Annotated in this window: 19 protein-coding genes; 16 read left to right on the top strand and 3 right to left on the bottom strand. The window is 69.6% G+C overall.

Translation table 11 applies throughout. From position 1 onward, the window contains the following. The first annotated feature begins 52 nt into the window (after positions 1–52). Both JUB10_RS03225 and JUB10_RS03220 read left to right on the top strand, forming a co-directional pair. The gene (locus JUB10_RS03225) at positions 53–382 is read left to right on the top strand and encodes a hypothetical protein (protein WP_207454204.1); all 330 of its coding nucleotides are present in this window, start codon (positions 53–55) and stop codon (positions 380–382) included. 97 nt (positions 383–479) lie between these two features. Then, positions 480–935, top strand: coding sequence for a DUF4190 domain-containing protein (locus JUB10_RS03220; RefSeq protein ID WP_207454203.1), 456 nt, complete (start codon positions 480–482; stop codon positions 933–935). On the opposite strand, the gene JUB10_RS03215 is transcribed toward JUB10_RS03220, so the two are convergent. Further along, the gene (locus tag JUB10_RS03215) at positions 928–2,127 is read right to left on the bottom strand and encodes a class I SAM-dependent methyltransferase (protein ID WP_207454202.1); all 1,200 of its coding nucleotides are present in this window, start codon (positions 2,125–2,127) and stop codon (positions 928–930) included. The two genes, JUB10_RS03220 and JUB10_RS03215, sit on opposite strands and share 8 nt — an antisense overlap. 125 nt (positions 2,128–2,252) lie before the next feature. On the opposite strand from JUB10_RS03215, the gene groES reads away from it, so the two are divergent. From groES to JUB10_RS03200, 3 genes are all read left to right on the top strand, one after another. Further along, positions 2,253–2,549 carry a co-chaperone GroES gene (gene groES / locus JUB10_RS03210; protein WP_207454201.1) on the top strand — a complete coding sequence of 99 codons (297 nt, stop codon included), beginning with the start codon at positions 2,253–2,255 and terminating at the stop codon, positions 2,547–2,549. Positions 2,550–2,891: 342 nt separating this feature from the next. After that, positions 2,892–3,833: an EamA family transporter RarD gene (gene rarD / locus JUB10_RS03205; protein WP_207454200.1), complete on the top strand. Its 942-nt coding sequence runs from the start codon at positions 2,892–2,894 to the stop codon at positions 3,831–3,833. A gap of 464 nt (positions 3,834–4,297) precedes the next feature. Further along, positions 4,298–5,605, top strand: a complete 1,308-nt coding sequence (locus JUB10_RS03200) for an ABC transporter substrate-binding protein (RefSeq protein ID WP_207454199.1) — start codon at positions 4,298–4,300, stop codon at positions 5,603–5,605. Between the two features lie 91 nt (positions 5,606–5,696). On the opposite strand, the gene JUB10_RS03195 is transcribed toward JUB10_RS03200, so the two are convergent. Then, positions 5,697–6,686, bottom strand: a complete 990-nt coding sequence (locus JUB10_RS03195) for a hypothetical protein (protein WP_207454198.1) — start codon at positions 6,684–6,686, stop codon at positions 5,697–5,699. Positions 6,687–6,941: 255 nt separating this feature from the next. Next, entirely contained in the window at positions 6,942–8,444 is a 1,503-nt protein-coding gene (guaB, locus tag JUB10_RS03190) for an IMP dehydrogenase (RefSeq protein ID WP_207454197.1), read from the bottom strand. Between the two features lie 199 nt (positions 8,445–8,643). Here guaB and JUB10_RS03185 point away from each other — a divergent pair, with 199 nt between their 5' ends. From JUB10_RS03185 to guaA, 11 genes are all read left to right on the top strand, one after another. Beyond that, the gene (locus JUB10_RS03185; protein ID WP_307859064.1) at positions 8,644–10,002 is read left to right on the top strand and encodes a branched-chain amino acid ABC transporter permease; all 1,359 of its coding nucleotides are present in this window, start codon (positions 8,644–8,646) and stop codon (positions 10,000–10,002) included. A 10-nt stretch (positions 10,003–10,012) separates the two neighbouring features. After that, entirely contained in the window at positions 10,013–10,993 is a 981-nt protein-coding gene (locus tag JUB10_RS03180; protein ID WP_207454196.1) for a branched-chain amino acid ABC transporter permease, read from the top strand. Then, complete coding sequence (locus JUB10_RS03175; protein WP_207454194.1) at positions 10,986–11,915, top strand: ABC transporter ATP-binding protein; 930 nt, start codon at positions 10,986–10,988, stop codon at positions 11,913–11,915. The genes JUB10_RS03180 and JUB10_RS03175 overlap by 8 nt, the downstream gene beginning before the upstream one ends. Beyond that, positions 11,915–12,706, top strand: a complete 792-nt coding sequence (locus tag JUB10_RS03170; RefSeq protein WP_207454192.1) for an ABC transporter ATP-binding protein — start codon at positions 11,915–11,917, stop codon at positions 12,704–12,706. Before JUB10_RS03175 ends, JUB10_RS03170 begins: the two co-directional genes overlap by 1 nt. 114 nt (positions 12,707–12,820) lie before the next feature. Further along, complete coding sequence (locus JUB10_RS03165) at positions 12,821–13,942, top strand: GuaB3 family IMP dehydrogenase-related protein (protein ID WP_207454190.1); 1,122 nt, start codon at positions 12,821–12,823, stop codon at positions 13,940–13,942. A gap of 26 nt (positions 13,943–13,968) precedes the next feature. After that, positions 13,969–15,705, top strand: coding sequence for a glycerol-3-phosphate dehydrogenase/oxidase (locus JUB10_RS03160; protein ID WP_207454188.1), 1,737 nt, complete (start codon positions 13,969–13,971; stop codon positions 15,703–15,705). A gap of 2 nt (positions 15,706–15,707) precedes the next feature. Continuing rightward, positions 15,708–16,238 carry a cation:proton antiporter regulatory subunit gene (locus tag JUB10_RS03155; RefSeq protein ID WP_207454186.1) on the top strand — a complete coding sequence of 177 codons (531 nt, stop codon included), beginning with the start codon at positions 15,708–15,710 and terminating at the stop codon, positions 16,236–16,238. A 2-nt stretch (positions 16,239–16,240) separates the two neighbouring features. Further along, positions 16,241–17,650 carry a cation:proton antiporter gene (locus JUB10_RS03150; RefSeq protein ID WP_207454177.1) on the top strand — a complete coding sequence of 470 codons (1,410 nt, stop codon included), beginning with the start codon at positions 16,241–16,243 and terminating at the stop codon, positions 17,648–17,650. Then, the gene (locus JUB10_RS03145) at positions 17,634–18,407 is read left to right on the top strand and encodes an SURF1 family protein (RefSeq protein ID WP_207454175.1); all 774 of its coding nucleotides are present in this window, start codon (positions 17,634–17,636) and stop codon (positions 18,405–18,407) included. Before JUB10_RS03150 ends, JUB10_RS03145 begins: the two co-directional genes overlap by 17 nt. Positions 18,408–18,411: 4 nt before the next feature. Beyond that, positions 18,412–18,846, top strand: coding sequence for a DUF3817 domain-containing protein (locus JUB10_RS03140; protein ID WP_207454174.1), 435 nt, complete (start codon positions 18,412–18,414; stop codon positions 18,844–18,846). Beyond that, the gene (gene guaA / locus JUB10_RS03135) at positions 18,842–20,434 is read left to right on the top strand and encodes a glutamine-hydrolyzing GMP synthase (protein ID WP_207454399.1); all 1,593 of its coding nucleotides are present in this window, start codon (positions 18,842–18,844) and stop codon (positions 20,432–20,434) included. Before JUB10_RS03140 ends, guaA begins: the two co-directional genes overlap by 5 nt. Positions 20,435–20,649: the final 215 nt, after the last annotated feature.

Below are 20,649 nucleotides of genomic sequence, written 5' to 3'. Positions count from 1 at the left end.
CGTGTCACGGCCTGCAATCGTGGGAAGAACCACCACCACGAGAGGAACCCACATGAGCGAGCAGCCGCCCGCCTCCTACCCTGCCGGCAACTACGGCAGCCCCGCCCCGCAGCAGAGCAAGACCCTGAGCATCATCGGAATGTCGCTCGGCATCCTCGGTGTGCTCACCGGCTTCTTCGGCTGGGGCCTCCTGTTCTCGATCGGCGCCGTCGTGCTCGGCCACATGGGTCAGCGCCGCGAGACCGCCGCCAAGCCGTTCTGGCTCACCGCCCTCATCACGGGCTACGTCGGCATCGCGATCAACGTGATCGTGCTCATCCTGCTGATCCTGGCGATCGTCGCCGCGATCAGCGTCGGCGGAGCGTCGACCGGCGGATTCTGATCCACGTTCACCGAAGGGCGGTCCGGGTCCCCGGGCCGCCCTTCGCTGTGTCTCCCGGCCCCTGTACGCTGACCGCGACCGTGAGGAAAGGCAACGGATGTCAGATCAGCCGCCCCAGGGCGCGCCCGGCCAGTTCGGTGGGCAGCAGCCCGGCCCCGGCTACGAGCGTCCGGGCGCCGTGCCTCCGCCGCCCGGTGCCGTGCACGGTCCGCCCGTTCCGCCGTCGCAGCTCTACGACGCCTACGGCCGGCCCGTCGTCGTGACGCCGCCGTCGACGCTGTCGATCACGTCGATGGTGCTCTCGATCGCGGGCTTCCTGCTCATGAGCGTCGGCATCGGCATCTTCGCCTCGATCGCCGGTCTCATCACGGGCTACATGGCACGCACGCGGGAGCCGCACGCCCGCGGCTACTGGCTCACGGGCATCATCGCTGGCTGGGTCGGTGTCGGGCTCACCGTGCTGTTCATCGTCTTCTTCATCGCGATCTTCGCGATCGCGGGCACGGCGGCGTTCCTGCCGTTCATCTTCCTCAGCGGCGAGGGCTTCAGCTGAAGCGCACCCGCTGGGTGAGCAGCGCGACGCGGCGCTCACCCAGCCGGGTCAGCGCGAGCGTGGCCTCACCGCGCCCGCGCAGCGACAGCCGCTTGCGGAACTGCGCCGGGTCGACGTCGACGCCGCGCTTCTTGATCTCGAGCGTGCCGATGCCCCGGGCCGCCAGCTCGCGCCGGATCGCCCGCTCGTCGAGCGGCAGCACCGCGTCGATCGCGAAGCACGACGCGAACGGTGTCTCGACCGCGGCATCCGCGGTCAGATAGGCGATCTGCTCGCTGACCATGCCGGCGTCGAGCGCGCGGGCGAGGTCGCCGATGAGTCGCGCGCGGATCACGGACCCGTCGGGCTCGTACAGGTACGCGCCGAGCTCCCGCACGGGAGCATCGTCGCTGTCGCCCGCCGCGGTCAGCTCGTGGGTGCCGTCGTTGCCCACGAGCAGGGCGGAGCGACGGATGCCAGGGCGTGCGAGCTCGCCGAACCAGAGCACGAGCTCCACGACCTCTCGTCCGGCCGAGATCCACTGCGCCTCGGCATTCGGCGGCACGACGTCGCGGTCGACGCCGGGGCCGAGCTTGACGCCCACCGGCATCCGTTCGGCCAGGCCGAAGACGAAGTCGAGGGAGGGGCTCCAGTCGGCGGGGTCCCAGGAGCGGGCGGTCGTCGCTCCGCGGTCGGTCGTGCGCCGGGCAGGGTCGAGCCACGCGGCATCCGTGCCGGCGAGGTCGACCTGGGTGACGTCGGCCTGGAGTACCTCGACGGTGTCGAAGGGGGCGAGGTTGTAGGCGGCGATGGCGGCGGTCACCTCGTCGCGCTCGACCGCCGTGACCGCGAGGTCGAGCGACGCGAACGCGAGCGCGTCGCCGCCGATGCCGCAGCCGAGGTCGGCGACCCGCACCGCTCCCGCGCTCCGGAAGCGGCCGGCGTGCTGCGCGGCGACCGGCAGGCGCGTCGCCTGCTCGAGGCCGGCCTCGGTGAACAGCATCCGGCTCGCGAACTCTCCGAACTTGGCCCGGGCGCGGCCTCGGAGCTTCGACTGCGCGAGCACGGCGGCGACGAGGGCGGGGGAGTGCCCGGCGGCGCGGAGCGAGGAGACCATCCGCACGACGTCGGTCTTCGACTCGTAGGGCGGCAGCGAGTCGAGCAGCCTCAGCCCCTCGGGAGTGAGGAGCTCACGAAGTTCGTCCGGCTGCACTTCGCCACCCTAGCGACTGGCACTCGCGTTGCACGAGTGCCAGGCATTCAATACAGTTGTTCTGGCACTCGTAAGGCGAGCCTGCCAGCGAAACTTCTACGTTCCCTAGAAAGAAGAGGTCAACCGTGTCGGTCTCCATCAAGCCGCTCGAGGATCGCATCGTCATCAAGCAGGTCGAGGCAGAGCAGACCACCGCCTCGGGCCTGGTCATCCCCGACACCGCCAAGGAGAAGCCCCAGGAGGGTGAGGTCGTCGCCGTGGGCCCCGGCCGCATCGACGACAACGGCAACCGCGTTCCGCTCGACGTCGCCGTGGGCGACAAGGTCATCTACTCGAAGTACGGCGGAACCGAGGTCAAGTACGGCGGCGAGGACTTCCTCGTCCTCTCGGCCCGCGACGTGCTCGCGGTCGTCGTCCGCTGACGATTCTTCCCACGAAGGCCCGGGTTCGCCCGGGCCTTCGTCGTTTCCGCGGCGCGTGTTGCCGCGCCTTGTCGGCCGTGCCGTGGCCCTCGTCGTTTTCGCGACGCCTGCTGCCGCGACCTGTCGGCCGCGCCGCCGCCCCGTCGTCTCCGGGCGCCTGCTGCCGCGACCTGTTGACCGCTTCCCGTCCTTCGTCGTTCCCCCGACCTCTGCTGCCCCGATCCGTGACCCTGGGGGCCGCGGCGCAGCAGCGTCATTTTCGAGGCGCGCGTCAGGTCGCCGAGGCCACCTCTTCCGCACTGGCCCCACGCCGAGACATCCGTGCGGAACTAAACTGCTCCGGTGCCTCCCACTGAATCATCCGTCCGGGAGGAGGCCGGCACGTTCCGCGCCGGGCTCGGCTACTCGCTCGGCGCCTACGGGCTCTGGGGCGTGCTGCCCGTCTACTTCTTCCTGCTCGCGCCGGCGGGTCCGTTCGAGATCGTCGGCTGGCGCATCCTCTTCTCGCTCGTCTTCTGCGCGCTGCTGTTGACCGTCACGCGAACGTGGCGCCGCATGGGCCAGCTGCTGCGCTCGCCGCGCACCGTGCTGCTGATGGGCCTCGCCGCCGCGTGCATCTACGCCAACTGGACCGTCTACGTCTACGCGACGACGACCGGCCACGTCGTCGAGGGCGCGCTCGGCTACTTCATCAACCCGATCCTCACCGTGCTGCTCGGCGTCGTCGTGCTTCGCGAGCGCCTGCGCCCCGCGCAGTGGGCCGCGGTCGGCCTCAGCGTCGTCGCGGTGCTCGTGATCGCGGTCGGCTACGGCGTCTTCCCGTGGATGGCGCTAACCCTCGCCGTCTCGTTCGCGACCTACGGCCTCGTCAAGAAGCTCGTCGGCGGGCGGGTCGACGCCGTCACCGGCCTCGCGCTCGAGACCGCGTGGCTCACTCCGGTTGCGGCGGCCCAACTCGCGGTGCTCGGCACGATGGGGGCGGTGACGTTCGCGTCGGAGGGTACGGGTCACGCGCTGCTGCTCGCGGCATCCGGGGTCATCACGGCGGTCCCGCTGCTGTTGTTCGCCGCCGGCGCCCGTCGGCTGCCGCTCACCGTGATGGGCCTGACGCAGTACATCGCGCCGCTCCTGCAGTTCCTGTTCGGGGTGCTGATCCTGCATGAGGCGATGCCCGTGTCGCGGTGGATCGGCTTCTCCATCGTGTGGGTCGCCCTCGTCGTGCTGACCGTGGACATGTTCGCGGCGAACCGCGCACCCCGCCGGGAGGCGCTCGAGCCCGCCTGAGCGGTGCGCCCCCTCGCGGGTCGCGCTTGTGTGCTTACCGGGGGGCGTCTTCGCGCTTGATCGCGCGTCTCCTCGCCTCCTGCTCTTGCGTGCTTACCGGGGGCGTGTGCGCGGCTGATCGGTCACCTCAAGGCACGGCGTGCGCCCGCCTGTCCGCTGCGCCGCAAAGCGTCAGTTCGAGCGGGCCGCAATCAGCCGCAATCGGCGCCTATGGGCGCGCTCCCACTGCTGAGGCATCCGTTCGGCCCCTTCGCAGTGCCTGAGAACGACGCTTTCCGCAGGTCAGCGCGTCTTCTGGTGCGTATTCCGTTACGGCGCGACCGTTCAGATCACGGAAAGTAACGATTAAGCCGTGTTACATGCCTGTAACAGGTTTGTATTGTGCGAGTTCGGATGCGTCCGTATCTTGACGGGACGGCAGTGCCTAGCACCGCTGTCCTTTCACATTCATCATGAGGAGCAACATGAGCGCATTCGTGAGGGCTTCGGCCTCACGCTCGAAGGCTGTCTCCACCGGACTCAAGGCGCTCGCTTTCGGCGCCGGTGTGCTGCTGCTGGCCTCGTGTGCCAGCGGCAACGGTGGCAGCGAGACCGGTAGTGGCAACGAGGAGACGTCGTCGCCCGCCGCCGACCGTCCTGCCGACGGGGTCTTCTCGGTCGGCACGATCCTGCCGCAGACCGGATCCCTCGAGTTCCTCGGACCGCCCGAGTTCGCCGGTGTCGACCTGGCCATCGCCGACATCGAGGCCGCGGGCGACGCGTTCCCGTTCTCGGTCGAGAACAACGACCGCGACTCCGGTGACACCACCACCGACACCGCGACCCTCTCGGCGGAGGAGCTCATCGGGCTCAACACCGACGTCATCGTCGGTGCCGCCTCGTCGGGTGTGTCCTTCACCTTCATCGACGCCGTGACCGGCGCCGGCATCGTCCAGATCTCGCCGGCGAACACCTCGCCGGACTTCAGCGAGTACGACGACGACGGCTACTACTGGCGCACCGCTCCGTCGGACGTGCTGCAGGGCCGCGTGCTCGGCAACCTGATCACCGGTGACGGCTTCGCCAACGTCGGCATCATCTACCTCAACGACCCGTACGGCATCGGTCTCACTGAGAACGCCACGGAGGCCATCGAGGCCGCCGGTGGCGCCGTCACCGCGGCCGTCACGTTCAACGAGAACGAGACCCAGTTCGCGGGCATCGTCGACGAGGTGCTGGCGTCGGGCGCCGAGGCGATCGCGGTCATCGCGTTCGACCAGACTGCGTCGATCATCCCCGAGCTCGTCAACACTCAGGGCTTCCCGGGCAACGCCGTCTACTTCGTCGACGGCAACCTGTCGAACTCGTACGAGTTCGAGCCCGGCACCCTCGAGGGCGCCAAGGGCACGCTGCCCGGTAACTTCGCTTCGGCGGAGTTCCAGAGCCGCCTGCTCGAGATCGACCCGTCGCTCACGGACTTCAGCTACTCGGCCGAGTCCTACGACGCCGTCATCCTCTCGGCGCTCGCCGCGGTTCAGGCCGACGACGACTCGCCCAAGGCGATCCGCGACAACCTCGAGTCGGTCTCGAAGGACGGCACCAAGTGCGAGACCTTCCAGGCCTGCCTCGACCTGCTCGCCAATGGTGAGGACATCGACTACGACGGCCCCTCCGGCCCGATCACCTTCGACGAGAACGGTGACCCGACCGAGGCCTACATCGGTATCTACCAGTACGGCGCGGACAACAAGTACACGCCGCTGAACGCGGAGTTCGGCTCGCTCAACGAGTAAGCAGCACTCCTACGCGAGGGGCTCGGCCTGACGGCCGGGCCCCTCGTCGCGTTTTGAGGGCGCACAGCGCGACCATGCAGCCGAATGCTGATCATGCACTCGATCGGCTGCGTGTTCCGCGTTCGAGTGCCGCCTCGAACAGCGTCGCGCGAGGGACCGGCGAGGGCAGGCCGACGGAGGAGAGAAGCCTGAAGAAGGCGGGTCGATCGAGTGCCGTGGCCCAGTCCCAGCGCACCACCCGCGGTCCCAGAGCGCGGAGTGCGTCCTCACGGCGCTTCTCCGCCATGACCAGATCGGCCGCGGTGCGGTGTCCGGCGTAATCATGGCGCACGTACTTGGCGACGCCATCGAACTCTCCGATCAGTCCGTGCTCCGGCCACCAGAAGTCGGTGTAGGCGACCGTTCCATCAGCCAGCGTCCACCGCTGTTGCAGCACAGGACGGGGGAAGCCGAGCTCCTCCATCCGAACCCGGCTGAGGCTCTCGCCTGGCGACTCGGCGAGGGGCGTCGCGAACGCGAGGACCTTCTCCCTGGCTCGCCGTCCCCGCGTTCGTCCGAGCTCGAGTGCCGCCTGGCGGATGTCCTCTACCGAGCACTGATTCAGCCTCAGCGCCTGGTCGACGGCGGCGACGCCGACGAGGAAGGAGGAAGTGCCCGCCAGGTCGGCAAGGGTGCGGGCTACGGAGGTGACACACACGCCGTCGATCTCGGCGAGGTGATCTCGTGGCAGCAAGTTCGCATGCCGACGCACGCCACCACTCGTTCTCGTGCCGCCCGCTAGTGGCACCGTGTAATGCACTTGCGAGAGGTCCGCGGCGACGAGCGGAAGTCCGAGCACCGCGGCAGCGGACTGGTGGCTGAGCACGACCGGGCTGCGGGAGGCGCAGCTGTGAGCGACGCAGCGGAGACGGTACCGCTCGGCTGCCGTGAGGAGCGACCGTCGGGCGCCGCTGGTGTAAGCGCCAGCCGTCAGCCGCACGAGTTCACCCCGGTGCAACGCGCGGCGCAACGCGTGATCTCCGACTCCGCGAAGCCGCAGCGTGCGGGTGAGCAGGATCGGCTCCTCGAATGCCACGGTCACACCACGAGGCTGCCGTCACGTGCTTCGTCGTGCCGCCCTATGCCGCCCTTCTGTGCACGCCGCCTGCGCGGAGCGGGTGTGAAGGACGGGTGCTATCCCAAGGATGCAGTCCATCGCGTATCCGGCATGCGATCGCAAGCGTCTTCGGCGATCCGATGCATGGTTGCGCGAGCGCCCGGCGCCAAGACGGCTGCCGCCGGGAACAGCGGAGGGGGCGGATGCCACCCGGCATCAGCCCCCTCCGAGAACGCAGTGTCAGCGCGTGTAGTTGGGCGCCTCCACGACCATCTGCACGTCGTGCGGGTGCGACTCCTTGAGGCCCGCCGCCGTGATGCGGACGAAGCGGCCCTTGGCGCGCAGCTCGTCGATCGACCGCGCTCCCACGTAGAACATCGACTGACGCAGGCCGCCCACGAGCTGGTACGCGACGGCGGCGACGTGACCGCGGTAGGGGACCCGCCCCTCGATGCCCTCGGGGATCAGCTGCGCGTCGCTCGGGACATCCGCCTGGAAGTAGCGGTCGCGTGAGTACGAGGTCTTCTTGCCGCGGGTCTGCAGCGCGCCGAGCGAGCCCATGCCGCGGTAGCCCTTGTACTGCTTGCCGTTGGCGAAGACGACCTCGCCGGGGCTCTCGTCGGTGCCGGCGAGCAGCGAGCCGAGCATCACGGTCTCGGCTCCCGCGACGAGCGCCTTCGCGATGTCGCCCGAGTACTGCAGGCCGCCGTCCGCGATGACGGGCACGTCGGCCTCGCGCGCCGCGAGGTACGCCTCGTAGACCGCGGTCACCTGGGGCACGCCGACACCGGCGACGACGCGGGTGGTGCAGATGGAGCCCGGGCCGACGCCGACCTTGATGGCGTCCGCACCCGCGGCGATGAGCGACGCGGCGCCCTCGCGGGTCGCGACGTTGCCGCCGATGATGTCGATGTGCGCGAACGACTCGTCGGACTTGAGGCGGCGGATGATGTCGAGCACTCCCGCACTGTCACCGTTCGCCGTGTCCACGACGAGCACGTCGACGCCCGCGTCGCGCAGCGCGATCGCCCGGTCCCACGCGTCGCCGAAGAAGCCGATCGCCGCGCCCACGCGGAGGCGGCCGTCGGCGTCCTTCGTCGCGAGCGGGTACTTCTCGGTCTTCTCGAAGTCCTTGACCGTGATGAGGCCGCGGAGGCGGCCCTCGCCGTCGACAAGGGGCAGCTTCTCGATCTTGTGCTGCGCGAAGATCGCGATCGCGGAGTCGGGGTCGACGCCTTCGGGCGCCGTGATGAGCGGCGCCTTCGTCATGACGTCCCGCACCAGGGTCGTCTCCTTCTCGAAGGGGGAGACGAAGCGCATGTCGCGGTTGGTGATGATGCCGACGAGCTTGCCGTCGCCCTCGACCACGGGGAGGCCGCTGACCCGGAACTGCCCGCAGATCGCGTCGACCTCGGCCACCGTGGCATCCGGGGTCGTCGTCACGGGGTTCGTGATCATGCCGCTCTCGCTGCGCTTGACCTTGTCGACCTGCGCGGCCTGATCGGCGATGGAGAGGTTGCGGTGGATGATGCCGATGCCGCCGTGCCGGGCCATGGCGATGGCCATGCGGGCCTCGGTCACCGTGTCCATGGCGCTGGAGAGCAGCGGGGTGTTGAGGCGGATGCGACGGGTCAGCCTGGTCGAGGTGTCCACTTCCGATGGGATCACGTCGGTGTGGCCCGGAAGCAGCATCACGTCGTCATACGTGAGTCCGACGAATCCGAACGGGTCGTTCTGCGTCACTGGGTGCCCCTTGTCGTGCCGAGGATGAGCAGGATGCCGCACTCCACGCTGAGATTCGGTGCTCCGATAGTAGAGCCTGCACGTGGGGCGGGGCAGGCTCGATCGTGTAGCGATGAAACATCCGCGATACAAATCCGCTGTAAGGTCAGGCGACCATGACCAGGAGCCACCTCCGGTCGAGGCTGCCACTGGAGGTTCTGTGAGACTGGCCGTCCCCCCTGCCCTGCGGATGCCGCGGGGGCTAACCCTGATCGTCGCGACGTTCGTCGCCGCGGTCGCGATGGTGCTCGGGCTCGGCGTCGCCGGCGCGTCCGCGACCAGCGCGACCCCCGCCCCGCCCGCGGAAGGTGCCCAGTTCACCGTCGGCGGCATCATCCAAGCCGGACCCGGCAACCCCATCGAGGGTGCCGAGGTGCTCGTCGAGGGCAACGGCATCGAGGAGACCGGCGTGACCGGCGCCGACGGCCGCTGGTCGGTCGCCCTGCCCGGACCCGGCGAGTACACCGCCACCCTCGACCCCGACTCGCTGCCCGAGGGCATCGAGCCGACCCAGCCCGACAACCTCACGCGGCAGGTGAACGCCTCGACGACGAGCACCATCAACCTGCTGTTCCCGGTGGGGGAGGAGGGCGCCGCCCCCGTCGTCCGCGACGAGGGCGCTCTGCTCGCCGACCGCATCTGGACCCAGGTGGTCAACGGCATCATCTTCGGCCTGTTCCTCGCGCTCGCCGCGATCGGCATCTCGCTGATCTTCGGCACGACCGGTCTCAACAACTTCGCCCACGGCGAGATGGTGACCTTCGGCGCGATCGTCTTCTGGTTCCTCAGCGCAGCCTTCCGCGAGATGGCGTTCCCGCTCAACGTGATCCTTGCGGGCGTCATCACGCTCGTCGCGAGCGGCGCGTTCGGCTGGGCGCAGGACGCGGGCATCCACAAGCCGCTGCGCAGCCGGGGCGTCAAGCTCGTGCAGGCGATGATCGTGACGATCGGTCTCTCTCTGGCCGTCCGCTACGTCTTCGTCATCATCTTCGGCACCGGCGACCAGACGCTCAACGTCGGCTTCAGCGGCGCCGTCGACATCGGAGCCGCCCGCGTCAGCTGGACGTCGGTGGCGAGCGCCATCATCAGCGCCGTGATCCTGGTGCTCGTCGGGCTCTTCCTCACCCGCACCCGCATCGGCAAGGCCACCCGCGCCGTCAGCGACAACGCCTCGCTCGCCGCGGCGTCGGGCATCAACGTCGACCGCATCATCCGGATCGTCTGGGTGCTCGCGGGAACCCTCACGGGTCTCTCGGGTGTGCTCTACGGCCTCTACCGCGGGGTCAGCTGGGACATGGGCTTCCAGATCCTGCTGCTGCTCTTCGCCGCGGTGACTCTCGGCGGCCTCGGCAGCGCCTTCGGCGCTCTCGTCGGCGCCCTGTTCATCGGTCTCGCCACGGAGGTCTCCGCGGTGTGGCTGCCCAACGACCTGCGCTACGCGATCGCGCTCGTCATTCTCATCCTCGTGCTCCTTGTCCGCCCGCAGGGCTTCCTCGGGCGCAAGGAACGGATCGGCTAGGAGGGCCGCCATGGATTGGGGAACCATCCTCGGGAACGCGATCTCTCAGATCGCGAGCCCCACGACCGCCGCGTACGCGCTCGCCGCCATCGGCATCAGCGTGCACTTCGGCTACACGGGTCTGCTCAACTTCGGTCAGGCCGGCTTCATGGCGATCGGCGCGTACGCCTTCGCCATCGCGACGCTCGGATTCGGCTGGCCGGTGTGGGCCGCGCTGCTCATGGTGATCCTCGCGTCCGTCGTGTTCGCGTTCATCCTGGGTCTGCCGACCCTGCGACTGCGCGCCGACTACCTCGCGATCGTGACGATCGCCGCGGCCGAGATCGTGCGCTACGTCGTCAGCACCACGGGCCTCACCCCGGTGACGGGTGGCGCCTCGGGCCTCAGCGGGTTCTCCGGCGGGTTCTACGCCCTGAACCCAATCCCCGAGGGCACCTACGGGTTCGGCCCCTTCACCTACACGGCCGACGGCTGGTGGGTGCGCATCGTGGGCTGGACGCTCGTGGCGATCGCGACCGTGCTCGTGTGGCTGCTCATGCGCAGCCCGTGGGGCCGTGTCGTCAAGGGCATCCGCGAGGACGAGGACGCCGTGCGCAGCCTCGGCAAGAACGTGTACTCCTACAAGATGCAGTCGCTCGTGCTGGGTGGTGTGCTCGGTGGTCTCGCCGGGTTCGTGTTCATCCTGCCCCGCGCCGTGCAGCCCGGTAACTACGGCACCGCGCTCACGTTCTTCATCTACACACTGCTGCTGCTCGGCGGCGCCGCGACGGTCTTCGGCCCGATCGTGGGCGCGATGATCTTCTGGGTCGTCCTGTCGCTGTCGAACGGCATCATCGTCGGGCTCGTCGAGTCGGGGATCGTCTCGTTCCTCACTCCCGACCAGGCGGGCCAGATCCGGTTCATCATCGTCGGTGTGGCGCTGATGCTCCTCGTGATCTTCAGACCGCAAGGAATCTTCGGTAACAAGAAGGAGCTGTCGTTCAGTGTCTGACACAGCAGTGGCCTCGCACCCCCTGGTCGACGGAGCCGTCGGCCCAGGCTGCAAGAAGGTCGACCCCATCGTCGTCGCGGACGGCGTCACCCGGCAGTTCGGCGGACTCAAGGCCGTCGACGTCGAGCACGTCGAGATCCCGCGCGGCCAGATCACGGCCCTCATCGGCCCGAACGGCGCCGGCAAGACGACGTTCTTCAACCTGCTCACGGGCTTCGACAAGCCGAACACCGGCTCGTGGAGCTTCGAGGGCAGGAGCCTCGCCCGCGTGCCCGCGTTCAAGGTGGCGCGCGCAGGCATGGTGCGCACCTTCCAGCTGACGAAGTCGCTCGGTCGCCTCACCGTGCTGCAGAACATGCTTCTCGGCGCGACCAAGCAGGGCGGCGAGAACTTCTTCACCGCGATCGTGAAGCCCCTGTGGGCCAAGCGCGAGGACGAGATCACGAAGCGCGCCGAGGACCTCCTCACCCGCTTCAAGCTCGACGCGAAGAAGGACGACTACGCGGCCTCGCTCTCCGGCGGTCAGCGCAAGCTGCTCGAGATGGCCCGCGCCCTCATGAGCGAGCCGACCCTCGTCATGCTCGACGAGCCGATGGCGGGCGTGAACCCGGCCCTCACCCAGTCGCTGCTCGGCCACATCCGCGGGCTCAAGGAGGAGGGCATGAGCGTGCTCTTCGTCGAGCACGACATGCACATGGTGCGCCACATCTCCGACTGGGTCATCGTCATGGCCGAGGGGCGCATCGTCGCCGAGGGCCCGCCCGAGACGGTCATGACCGACCAGGCCGTGATCGACGCCTACCTCGGCGCCCACCACGACGAGGACCTCGGCGAGATGGAGGTCGAGCTCGACCTGCCGACCGTCGAGGAGGCCGAGGCGGCCGCCGAGAAGAAGCACGAACAGCAGGAGGGGAACCACTGATGGCCCAGAGCGTCAGCAGCGAGGCATCCACCCCCGTGGGCATTGCCGACCCGGTGCTCAAGACCGACGCGCTCGTCGCCGGTTACCTGCCCGGCGTGAACATCCTCAACGGATGCACCGTCGAGGCGTTCCCGGGCGAGCTCATCGGCATCATCGGCCCGAACGGCGCCGGCAAGTCGACCCTGCTCAAGGCGATCTTCGGCCAGGTGAAGATCCGCGGCGGATCGATCACGCTCAAGGGCGAGGACATCACCGGACTCAAGGCCGACAAGCTCGTCGCCAAGGGCGTCGGCATGGTGCCGCAGAACAACAACGTCTTCCCGAGCCTGTCGATCGAGGAGAACCTCGAGATGGGCCTCTTCCAGAAGCCGAAGATGTTCGAGGAGCGGTTCGAGTTCATCGCAACCCTGTTCCCGGAGCTCGGCAAGCGCCGCAAGCAGCGCGCCGGCTCGCTCTCCGGCGGTGAGCGCCAGATGGTCGCCATGGGCCGCGCGCTCATGATCGACCCGTCGGTGCTGCTGCTCGACGAGCCGAGCGCGGGTCTCTCGCCTGTGCGCCAGGACGAGACCTTCATCCGGGTGCGCCAGATCAACAAGGCCGGCGTCTCGGTGATCATGGTCGAGCAGAACGCCCGCCGCTGCCTGCAGATCTGCGACCGCGCGTACGTGCTCGACCAGGGCCGCGACGCCTACACGGGCACCGGCCGCGAGCTGCTCAACGACCCGAAGGTGACCGAGCTCTACCTCGGCACCCTCGCGAAGGACGTCGACGCGGCGCGCGACAAGCACTAGTCGCACGAGCGAGGAGGGGCGGTTCCGGATGCCGGGGCCGCCCCTTTCCGCGTTCGATGGCAGTCTGCGAACAGTGAAAAGCGCCCGTCGGTCCCCGGCAACTAGAATCTCCCCGTGAGTGACGTTGAGATCGGCCGGGCCAAGCGAGCCCGCCGCGTGTACGCCTTCGACGACATCGCGGTCGTGCCCTCCCGGCGCACCCGCGACCCGCAGGACGTCTCGACGTCGTGGACGATCGACGCCTACTCCTTCGACATCCCCTTCGTCGCCGCGCCGATGGACTCCGTCATGTCGCCCGCGACCGCGATCCGCATGGGTCAGCTCGGCGGCCTCGGTGTGCTGAACCTCGAGGGCCTGTGGACCCGCTACGAGGACCCGGAGCCCGTGCTCGGCGAGATCCGCTCCCTCGACGCCGCGGACGCGACGCGCCGGATGCAGGAGCTGTACTCGGAACCGATCAAGCCCGAGCTCATCACGCAGCGCCTCGCCGAGATCCGCGAGGCCGGCGTCACGGTCGCCGGGGCGCTCAGCCCGCAGCGCACGCAGGAGCACTACAAGACCGTCGTCGAGGCGGGGGTCGACGTCTTCGTCATCCGCGGCACGACCGTCAGCGCCGAGCACGTGTCGAAGAACCAGCAGCCGCTGAACCTGAAGAAGTTCATCTACGAGCTCGACGTGCCCGTCATCGTCGGCGGCGCCGCGACCTACACCGCGGCGCTGCACCTCATGCGCACCGGCGCCGCGGGCGTGCTCGTGGGCTTCGGCGGGGGAGCGGCGTCGACGACGCGCGCGACCCTCGGCATCCACGCGCCGATGGCCACCGCCCTCGCCGACGTCGCGGGCGCACGCCGCGACTACATGGACGAGTCGGGCGGACGCTACGTGCACGTCATCGCCGACGGCGGCCTCGGCAGCTCCGGCGACATCGTCAAGGCGATCTCGGTGGGCGCCGACGCCGTCATGCTCGGCACGACGCTCGCCAGGGCGACGGATGCCCCGGGCGGCGGCTGGCACTGGGGCCTCGAGGCCCACCACTCCGAGTTGCCCCGCGGCAACCGCGTGCGCGTCGGCTCGATCGCCCCGCTCGAGCAGCTGCTCTACGGACCGGCCACCGTCGCCGACGGCACCGCGAATCTCGTCGGTGCACTGCGTCGCTCGATGGCCACAACGGGGTACTCGGACATCAAGGAGTTCCAGCGCGTCGAGGTCGTCGTCGCCCCGTACACAGCGCGTTGAGGCACATGGATAACTAGGAGGCAGCAATGGCCACCACGTCGAAGCCGAATTCGGTCGCCCGCTCAACGAAGCTGGGGCCCGAGGAACGCAGCGCCGCGATCCAGGCGCTGAAGACGAAAGAGCTCGACATCCTGGTGGTCGGCGGCGGCATCGTCGGCACGGGCAGCGCGCTCGACGCCGTCACCCGCGGCCTCCGCGTCGGCATGGTCGAGGCCCGCGACTGGGGCTCCGGCACGTCGAGCCGCTCGTCGAAGCTCGTGCACGGCGGCATCCGCTACCTCGAGCAGCTCGACTTCCGGCTCGTGCGCGAAGCGCTCATCGAGCGCGGCCTGCTGCTGCAGCGCATCGCGCCGCACCTCGTGAAGCCCGTGCGGTTCCTCTACCCGCTCACCAGGCGGGTGTGGGAGCGCGCCTACATCGGCGCGGGCATGCTGCTCTACGACCTCTTCAGCTACACCGGCGGCCGTTCCCCCGGAGTGCCGCACCACCGCCACCTGACCAAGCGCCAGGTGCAGCGGCTGGCCCCCAGCATCGCCAACGACGCCCTCATCGGCGGCATCACCTACTACGACGGCCAGGTCGACGACGCCCGCTACGTCGCGATGCTCGCGCGCACGGCATCCGCCTACGGCGCGCACGTCGCGAGCCGAGTGCGGGTCGAGGGCTTCCTCAAGGTCGGCGAGCGCGTCGTCGGCGTGAAGGCGCACGACCTCGAGACCGGCGAGCACTTCGACATCCGCGCCCGTCAGGTCGTCAACGCGACCGGCGTCTGGACGGATGACACGCAGGCCATGGTCGGCGAGCGCGGGCAGTTCAAGGTGCGCGCGTCGAAGGGCGTGCACCTCGTCGTGCCGCGCGACCGCTTCCAGTCGAAGGTCGGCCTGCTGCTGCGCACCGAGAAGAGCGTGCTATTCGTCATCCCGTGGGGCCGGCACTGGCTCGTCGGCACGACCGACACCGACTGGAACCTCGACAAGGCTCACCCCGCGGCGACCGCGGCGGACATCGACTACATCCTCGAGCACGTCAACCAGGTGCTGACCGTGCCGCTCACCCGCGAGGACGTCGAGGGCGTCTACGCGGGACTGCGGCCCCTGCTCGCGGGCGAGAGCGACCAGACCTCGAAGCTGTCGCGCGAGCACATCGTCGCGCACACGGTGCCGGGTCTCGTCGTCGTCGCCGGCGGCAAGTGGACCACCTACCGCGTGATGGCGAAGGACGCGATCGACGAGGCCGTCGCCGCACTCGACGGCAAGATCTCCGAGAGCGTCACGCAGGACATCGCTTTGCTCGGCGCCGAGGGCTACCAGGCCGCGTGGAACAAGCGCGCGAAGCTCGCCCGGGCGTTCGGCGTGCACAAGGTGCGCATCGAGCACCTGCTCAACCGCTACGGCGTGCTGACCGACGAGATCCTCGACCTGCTGCGCGAGCGGCCGGAGCTCGGGGAGTCGCTGCCCGGAGCCGATGACTACATCCAGGCCGAGGTCGTCTACGCCGCGAGCCACGAGGGGGCCCTGCACGTCGACGACGTGCTCGCCCGCCGCACCCGCATCTCGATCGAGGCGTGGGACCGGGGCGTCAGCGCTGCCCCCGTGGTCGCCCGGCTCATGGCCGAGGCGCTCGGCTGGGACGCCGCCCGCGAGCAGCAGGAGGTCGACTTCTACCTGCTCCGCGTCGAGGCAGAACGGGCGAGCCAGCAGCAGCCCGACGACGAGTCCGCCGACCGGGTGCGCCTCGCCGCACCCGACGTGGCGGTGAAGTAGCCGTGGTCGACGTCAAACGCGTCAAGCTCCCCGGCGTCGGGGTGCTGCACACCTTCGTCACGCACGACGGCGGCAAGTGCGGTGTCATCACGCACCGCTCCGGCCAGAGCGACCTCATCACCTTCTCGGAGGCGGGCGACGGGGCGGATGCCACCAAGGTGAGCCTGCGCCTCGACGAGGACGAGGCGCACACGCTCGCCGAGCTGCTCGGCGGCACCCGCATCACCGAGTCGCTGTCGAGCCTCGAGCAGATCCCGGGCCTCTCGATCGACTGGTTCACCGTCGACTACGACGATCACATCGCCGGTCAGCCGCTCGGCGACCTCGGCGCACGCGGGGTCGTCGGCCTGACGGTCGTCGCGGTCGTGCGCGGCGACGCCGCGAACCCCGCGCCGTCGCCCGACTTCAAGGTGTTCCCTGGCGACACGCTCGTCGTCGCGGGCACCCCGGAGAAGGTCGCGAAGGCGTTCGCGTTCTGGCGCACCGGCGAGATCCGCCAGAAGGCCGCGGCCGACGCGGCACCGGGAGGCTAGGGGTGCATCTGGGGGAAGAGCTCGTCATCATCGGCGCGCTCCTCCTGATCGCCTACGCGCTGGGCAGGTTGGGCCGCCGCATCGGTCTACCCGCGATCCCGATCTACATGGTCGTCGGGCTGCTCGCGAGCCCGCACTTCGGGCTGTTCCCGCTGAGCCTCGACTCCCACACCGTCGAGCTCGTCGCCGTGTTCGGCCTCATCCTGCTGCTGTTCAATCTCGGGCTCGAGTTCGACCAGGACGAGTTCGTCAACAACGCCGGCAAGCTGCTGCTGAGCGGCGGCACCTACGTGCTCATCAACATGGGCGTCGGCTTCGGGTTCGGCTTCCTGCTCGGCTGGGGCACCCGCGAGGCGCTCATCGTCGCCGGCATGACGGCGACGTCGTCGAGCGCGATCGTCACGAAGCTGCTCATCGAGCTGCGGCGGCTCGCGAACCCCGAGACGCCGATGATCCTCGGCGTCACCGTCGTCGAGGACGTCTTCATCGCGGTCTACCTCGCCATCGTGTCCGTCGTGCTGAGCGGCGAGACCGAGGTCTGGCCCGTCGTCGGCAAGCTCGCGATCGCGTTCCTGTTCCTCCTCGCGATGTTCTCGATCGCGCGCTGGGGCGGACGCCTCGTCGGACGCATCTTCCGCACCCGCGACAGCGAGCTCTTCACCGTGATGTTCTTCGGGCTCGCGATCTTCTTCGGCGGCGTCGGAGACCTGCTCGGCGTGACGGATGCCATCGGCGCGTTCCTCATCGGACTCGTGCTCGGCGCCACGACGTTCCGCGATCGCGTCGAACAGCTCGCCCTGCCCATGCGCGACGTCTTCGGCGCCGTGTTCTTCGTGAACTTCGGGCTGACCCTCGATCCCGCTCAGTTCCCGGGCGTCGCGCTGCCCGTGCTCGGGGCCGTCGTCATGACGATCGTGCTCAACCTCCTCGCCGGGCAGGTGGTCGCGCGGCTCAACGGCTTCGACTGGCAGGCGGGGCTCAACACCGCGTTCATCCTCCACAACCGCGGCGAGTTCGCCCTGATCCTCGCCACGCTCGCCGCCGCCGCCGGACTCGACGAGCGGATCACCCCGTTCGCCGGGCTCTACGTGCTCGTGCTCGCGATCCTCGGTCCCGTGCTCGCCACGAACTCCGAGCGCATCGGCAGGCGCGTGTTCCGGCGCACGCGCACGCCCGCCGCGGCGCCCGTGCAGGACGAGCAGGCGTTCGCCCTCGTCGAGGCCGCGACATCCGGGCAGCGCCCAGCCGGCGCGGGCGATGATGACACCGGCGAGGACGAGGAGGAGCGTGCCGACGACGACTACGGCGACGACGAGCACCACGGACCCGACCGCGCCGAGCTCGACAGGCTCGTCGAGCAGGCCATGAACCAGTCCGACGAGCACACCCCTCGCCGTGACCCGGAGTACTGACATGTGGTCCGTCGCCAGACGTCCCCGCTGGATCGCCCTGCTGCTGCTCGCGATCGTCGTCTCGGGGGTCTTCGCCGCGCTCGGCCGCTGGCAGCTCGAACGCGCCGTGATCGCGGCCGCGCCCGACGAACGCCCCACCGAGGTCGTCACGCCCCTCACCGAGGTCGCGGAGCCGCAATCACCGCTCCGCAGCGTGGCCGCGGGCCAGCGCGTCGAGGTGACGGGGACCTTCGTCCCCGCCGACACCACGGTGCTTGAGGGACGGATCAACGCCGGCGCCGAGGGCGACTGGCTCGTCGGTCACCTCGTCGTCGACGAGACCGGCGCGTCGCTGCCCGTGGCGCTCGGCTGGGCGGAGACGTACGACGAGGCGGATGCCGCGCGGGGCGCCGTGCCCGAGTCATCCGTCACCCTCGTCGGGCGCTACCAGCCGGCCGAGTCGCCGCAGGAGGCCGACTTCCAGGCGGGCAGGCGGGCGATGGCGCCCGCGGACTTCATCAACGCGTGGGGCGTCGAGGCGATCTACGCCGGCTACCTCATCGCCGACGACCCCGTCGGCGGGCTCGACCCGATCGAGTCCTCGCCGCCGGTGCAGGACACGTCGCTCAACTGGCTCAACATCTTCTACGCGGTCGAGTGGGTGCTCTTCGCGGGCTTCGCGATCTACCTCTGGTACCGCCTCGTCAAGGACGCCTGGGAGCGCGAGGAGTACGAGAAGGCCGAGGCCGATGCCGCGGCGCGTGCGCAACTAAACTGACCGCATGCCTCTCGGCCCATCCCCGTCCGACGCCCCGAAGATCCGCACGGCGCTGCGGCTGTACCAGGTCACGTCCGTCGTCACCGGCACGTTCCTGCTGCTGCTCTGCCTGATGATGGTCTTCCGCTACGGCATGGGCGCCGACATCGAGCTCGGCGGTCCCGAGGGACTGCTCGCGCTGACGCCGAAGGAGATGATCACCGGCGTCAACCTGTCGACGATCATCCTCATCGTGCACGGCTGGCTCTACGTCGCGTACCTCTTCGCCGATTTCCGGCTCTGGTCGCTGCTGCGCTGGCCCTTCACGCGATTCCTGGTGATCGCGCTCGGCGGTGTCATCCCGCTGCTCTCCTTCCTCCTCGAGCGCCCCACCGCGAACCGCGTCCGCGCGGAACTCGCCGCGCTCACCACCCCCGAGACCGCGGAGGTCACCCATTAGCGCAACCCCGGCCGACGCCCCCGACCAGAGCTCGGTACTCGTCGTCGACTTCGGTGCCCAGTACGCCCAGCTGATCGCCCGGCGCGTGCGCGAGGCCAACGTCTACAGCGAGATCGTGCCCCACACGATCAGCGTCGACGAGATCGCCGCCCGTAAGCCCGCCGGCATCGTGCTGAGCGGCGGACCCTCGTCGGTGTACGAACCCGGCGCCCCCGCGGTCGACCCCCGCATCTTCGAGCTCGGCGTGCCCGTGCTCGGGATCTGCTACGGCTTCCAGGCGATGGCGAAGGCCCTCGGCGGCGAGGTCGCCAACACCGGCCTCCGCGAGTACGGCTCGACCGCCGTCACCCTCGCCGGCGACGGCGGCTCGCTGCTCGGCGAGCAGCCCGCCGAGCAGACGGTGTGGATGAGCCACGGCGACTCCGTGGCATCCGCCCCCCAGGGCTTCGAGGTGCTCGCCTCCTCCGGCTCGACCCCGGTCGCCGCGTTCGCGAGCGACGAGCGCAAGCTCTACGGCGTGCAGTGGCACCCCGAGGTCAAGCACTCCGCGTACGGCCAGGCCGTGCTCGAGAACTTCCTGCACCGCGCCGCCGGCATCCCCGCGGAGTGGAACAGCGGCAACGTCATCGCGGAGCAGGTGGAGCGCATCCGCCAGCAGATCGGCGACGCCCGCGTCATCTGCGGCCTCTCCGGCGGCGTCGACTCCGCCGTCGCGGCGGCGCTCGTGCACAAGGCCGTCGGCGACCAGCTCACCTGCGTCTTCGTCGACCACGGTCTCCTGCGTGCCGACGAGCGCAAGCAGGTGGAGGAGGACTACGTCGCCTCCACCGGCGTGCGGCTCATCACCGTCGACGCGCGCGAGCAGTTCCTCGACGCGCTCGCCGGCGTGACCGACCCGGAGCAGAAGCGCAAGATCATCGGCCGCGAGTTTATCCGCACCTTCGAGGCCGCCGCCGAGGCGCTCGTGCTCGAGGCCAAGGCCGAGGGCGGCGAGCCCGTCAAGTTCCTCGTGCAGGGCACGCTCTACCCCGACGTCGTCGAGTCCGGCGGCGGCACCGGCACGGCCAACATCAAGAGCCACCACAACGTCGGCGGGCTCCCCGAGGACCTCACGTTCGAGCTCGTCGAGCCGCTGCGCACCCTGTTCAAGGACGAGGTGCGCGCCATCGGCCGCGAGCTCGGTCTGCCCGAGGTCATCGTCGGGCGCCAGCCCTTCCCCGGGCCGGGTCTCGGCATCCGCATCGTCGGCGAGGTCACGGCCGACCGGCTCGAGACGCTCCGCGCCGCCGACAAGATCGTGCGCACCGAGCTCACCGCCGCCGGCCTCGACGAGGAGATCTGGCAGTGCCCGGTCGTGCTCCTCGCCGACGTCCGCAGCGTCGGCGTGCAGGGCGACGGCCGCACCTACGGTCACCCGATCGTGCTGCGCCCCGTCAGCTCCGAGGACGCGATGACCGCCGACTGGACGCGCCTGCCCTACGACCTGCTCGCGCGCATCTCCAACCGGATCACCAACGAGGTCGCCGACGTCAACCGCGTCGTGCTCGACGTGACCTCGAAGCCGCCGGGGACGATCGAGTGGGAGTGAGTGTCTGCCGCTGGTTCGGGGCGTAGCGCCCTCCAGCTCAGACATCAAGACGAGGGGCCGGATGCCGATGGCATCCGGCCCCTCCTCTTTGAACTCGCCAGTCGGTCGCCACGCCCCCCCCCCCCCCCCCCCGCGCGCGCCTACCCCGTCGCCGCGGCCAAGGGCCTCACCCTCGTCGCGGTCGGCTACCCGCCGGACTCCGAGCTCGCCGCGCG

The sequence above is a fragment of the Desertivibrio insolitus genome (assembly GCF_017355965.1).
GTDB lineage: Bacteria > Actinomycetota > Actinomycetes > Actinomycetales > Microbacteriaceae > JAFIQW01.
The sequence above is the reverse complement of the archived record's forward strand: the minus strand, read 5'-3'. Positions and strand labels throughout refer to the sequence as shown.

What these genes read in the sequence shown, in the direction of transcription:
- JUB10_RS03225 (WP_207454204.1), top strand. Translation starts at nt 53, where the DNA reads ATGAGCGAGCAGCCGCCCGCCTCCTACCCTGCCGGCAACTACGGCAGC.
- JUB10_RS03220 (WP_207454203.1), top strand. Translation starts at nt 480, where the DNA reads ATGTCAGATCAGCCGCCCCAGGGCGCGCCCGGCCAGTTCGGTGGGCAG.
- JUB10_RS03200 (WP_207454199.1), top strand. Translation starts at nt 4,298, where the DNA reads ATGAGCGCATTCGTGAGGGCTTCGGCCTCACGCTCGAAGGCTGTCTCC.
- JUB10_RS03180 (WP_207454196.1), top strand. Translation starts at nt 10,013, where the DNA reads ATGGATTGGGGAACCATCCTCGGGAACGCGATCTCTCAGATCGCGAGC.
- JUB10_RS03170 (WP_207454192.1), top strand. Translation starts at nt 11,915, where the DNA reads ATGGCCCAGAGCGTCAGCAGCGAGGCATCCACCCCCGTGGGCATTGCC.
- JUB10_RS03160 (WP_207454188.1), top strand. Translation starts at nt 13,969, where the DNA reads ATGGCCACCACGTCGAAGCCGAATTCGGTCGCCCGCTCAACGAAGCTG.
- JUB10_RS03140 (WP_207454174.1), top strand. Translation starts at nt 18,412, where the DNA reads ATGCCTCTCGGCCCATCCCCGTCCGACGCCCCGAAGATCCGCACGGCG.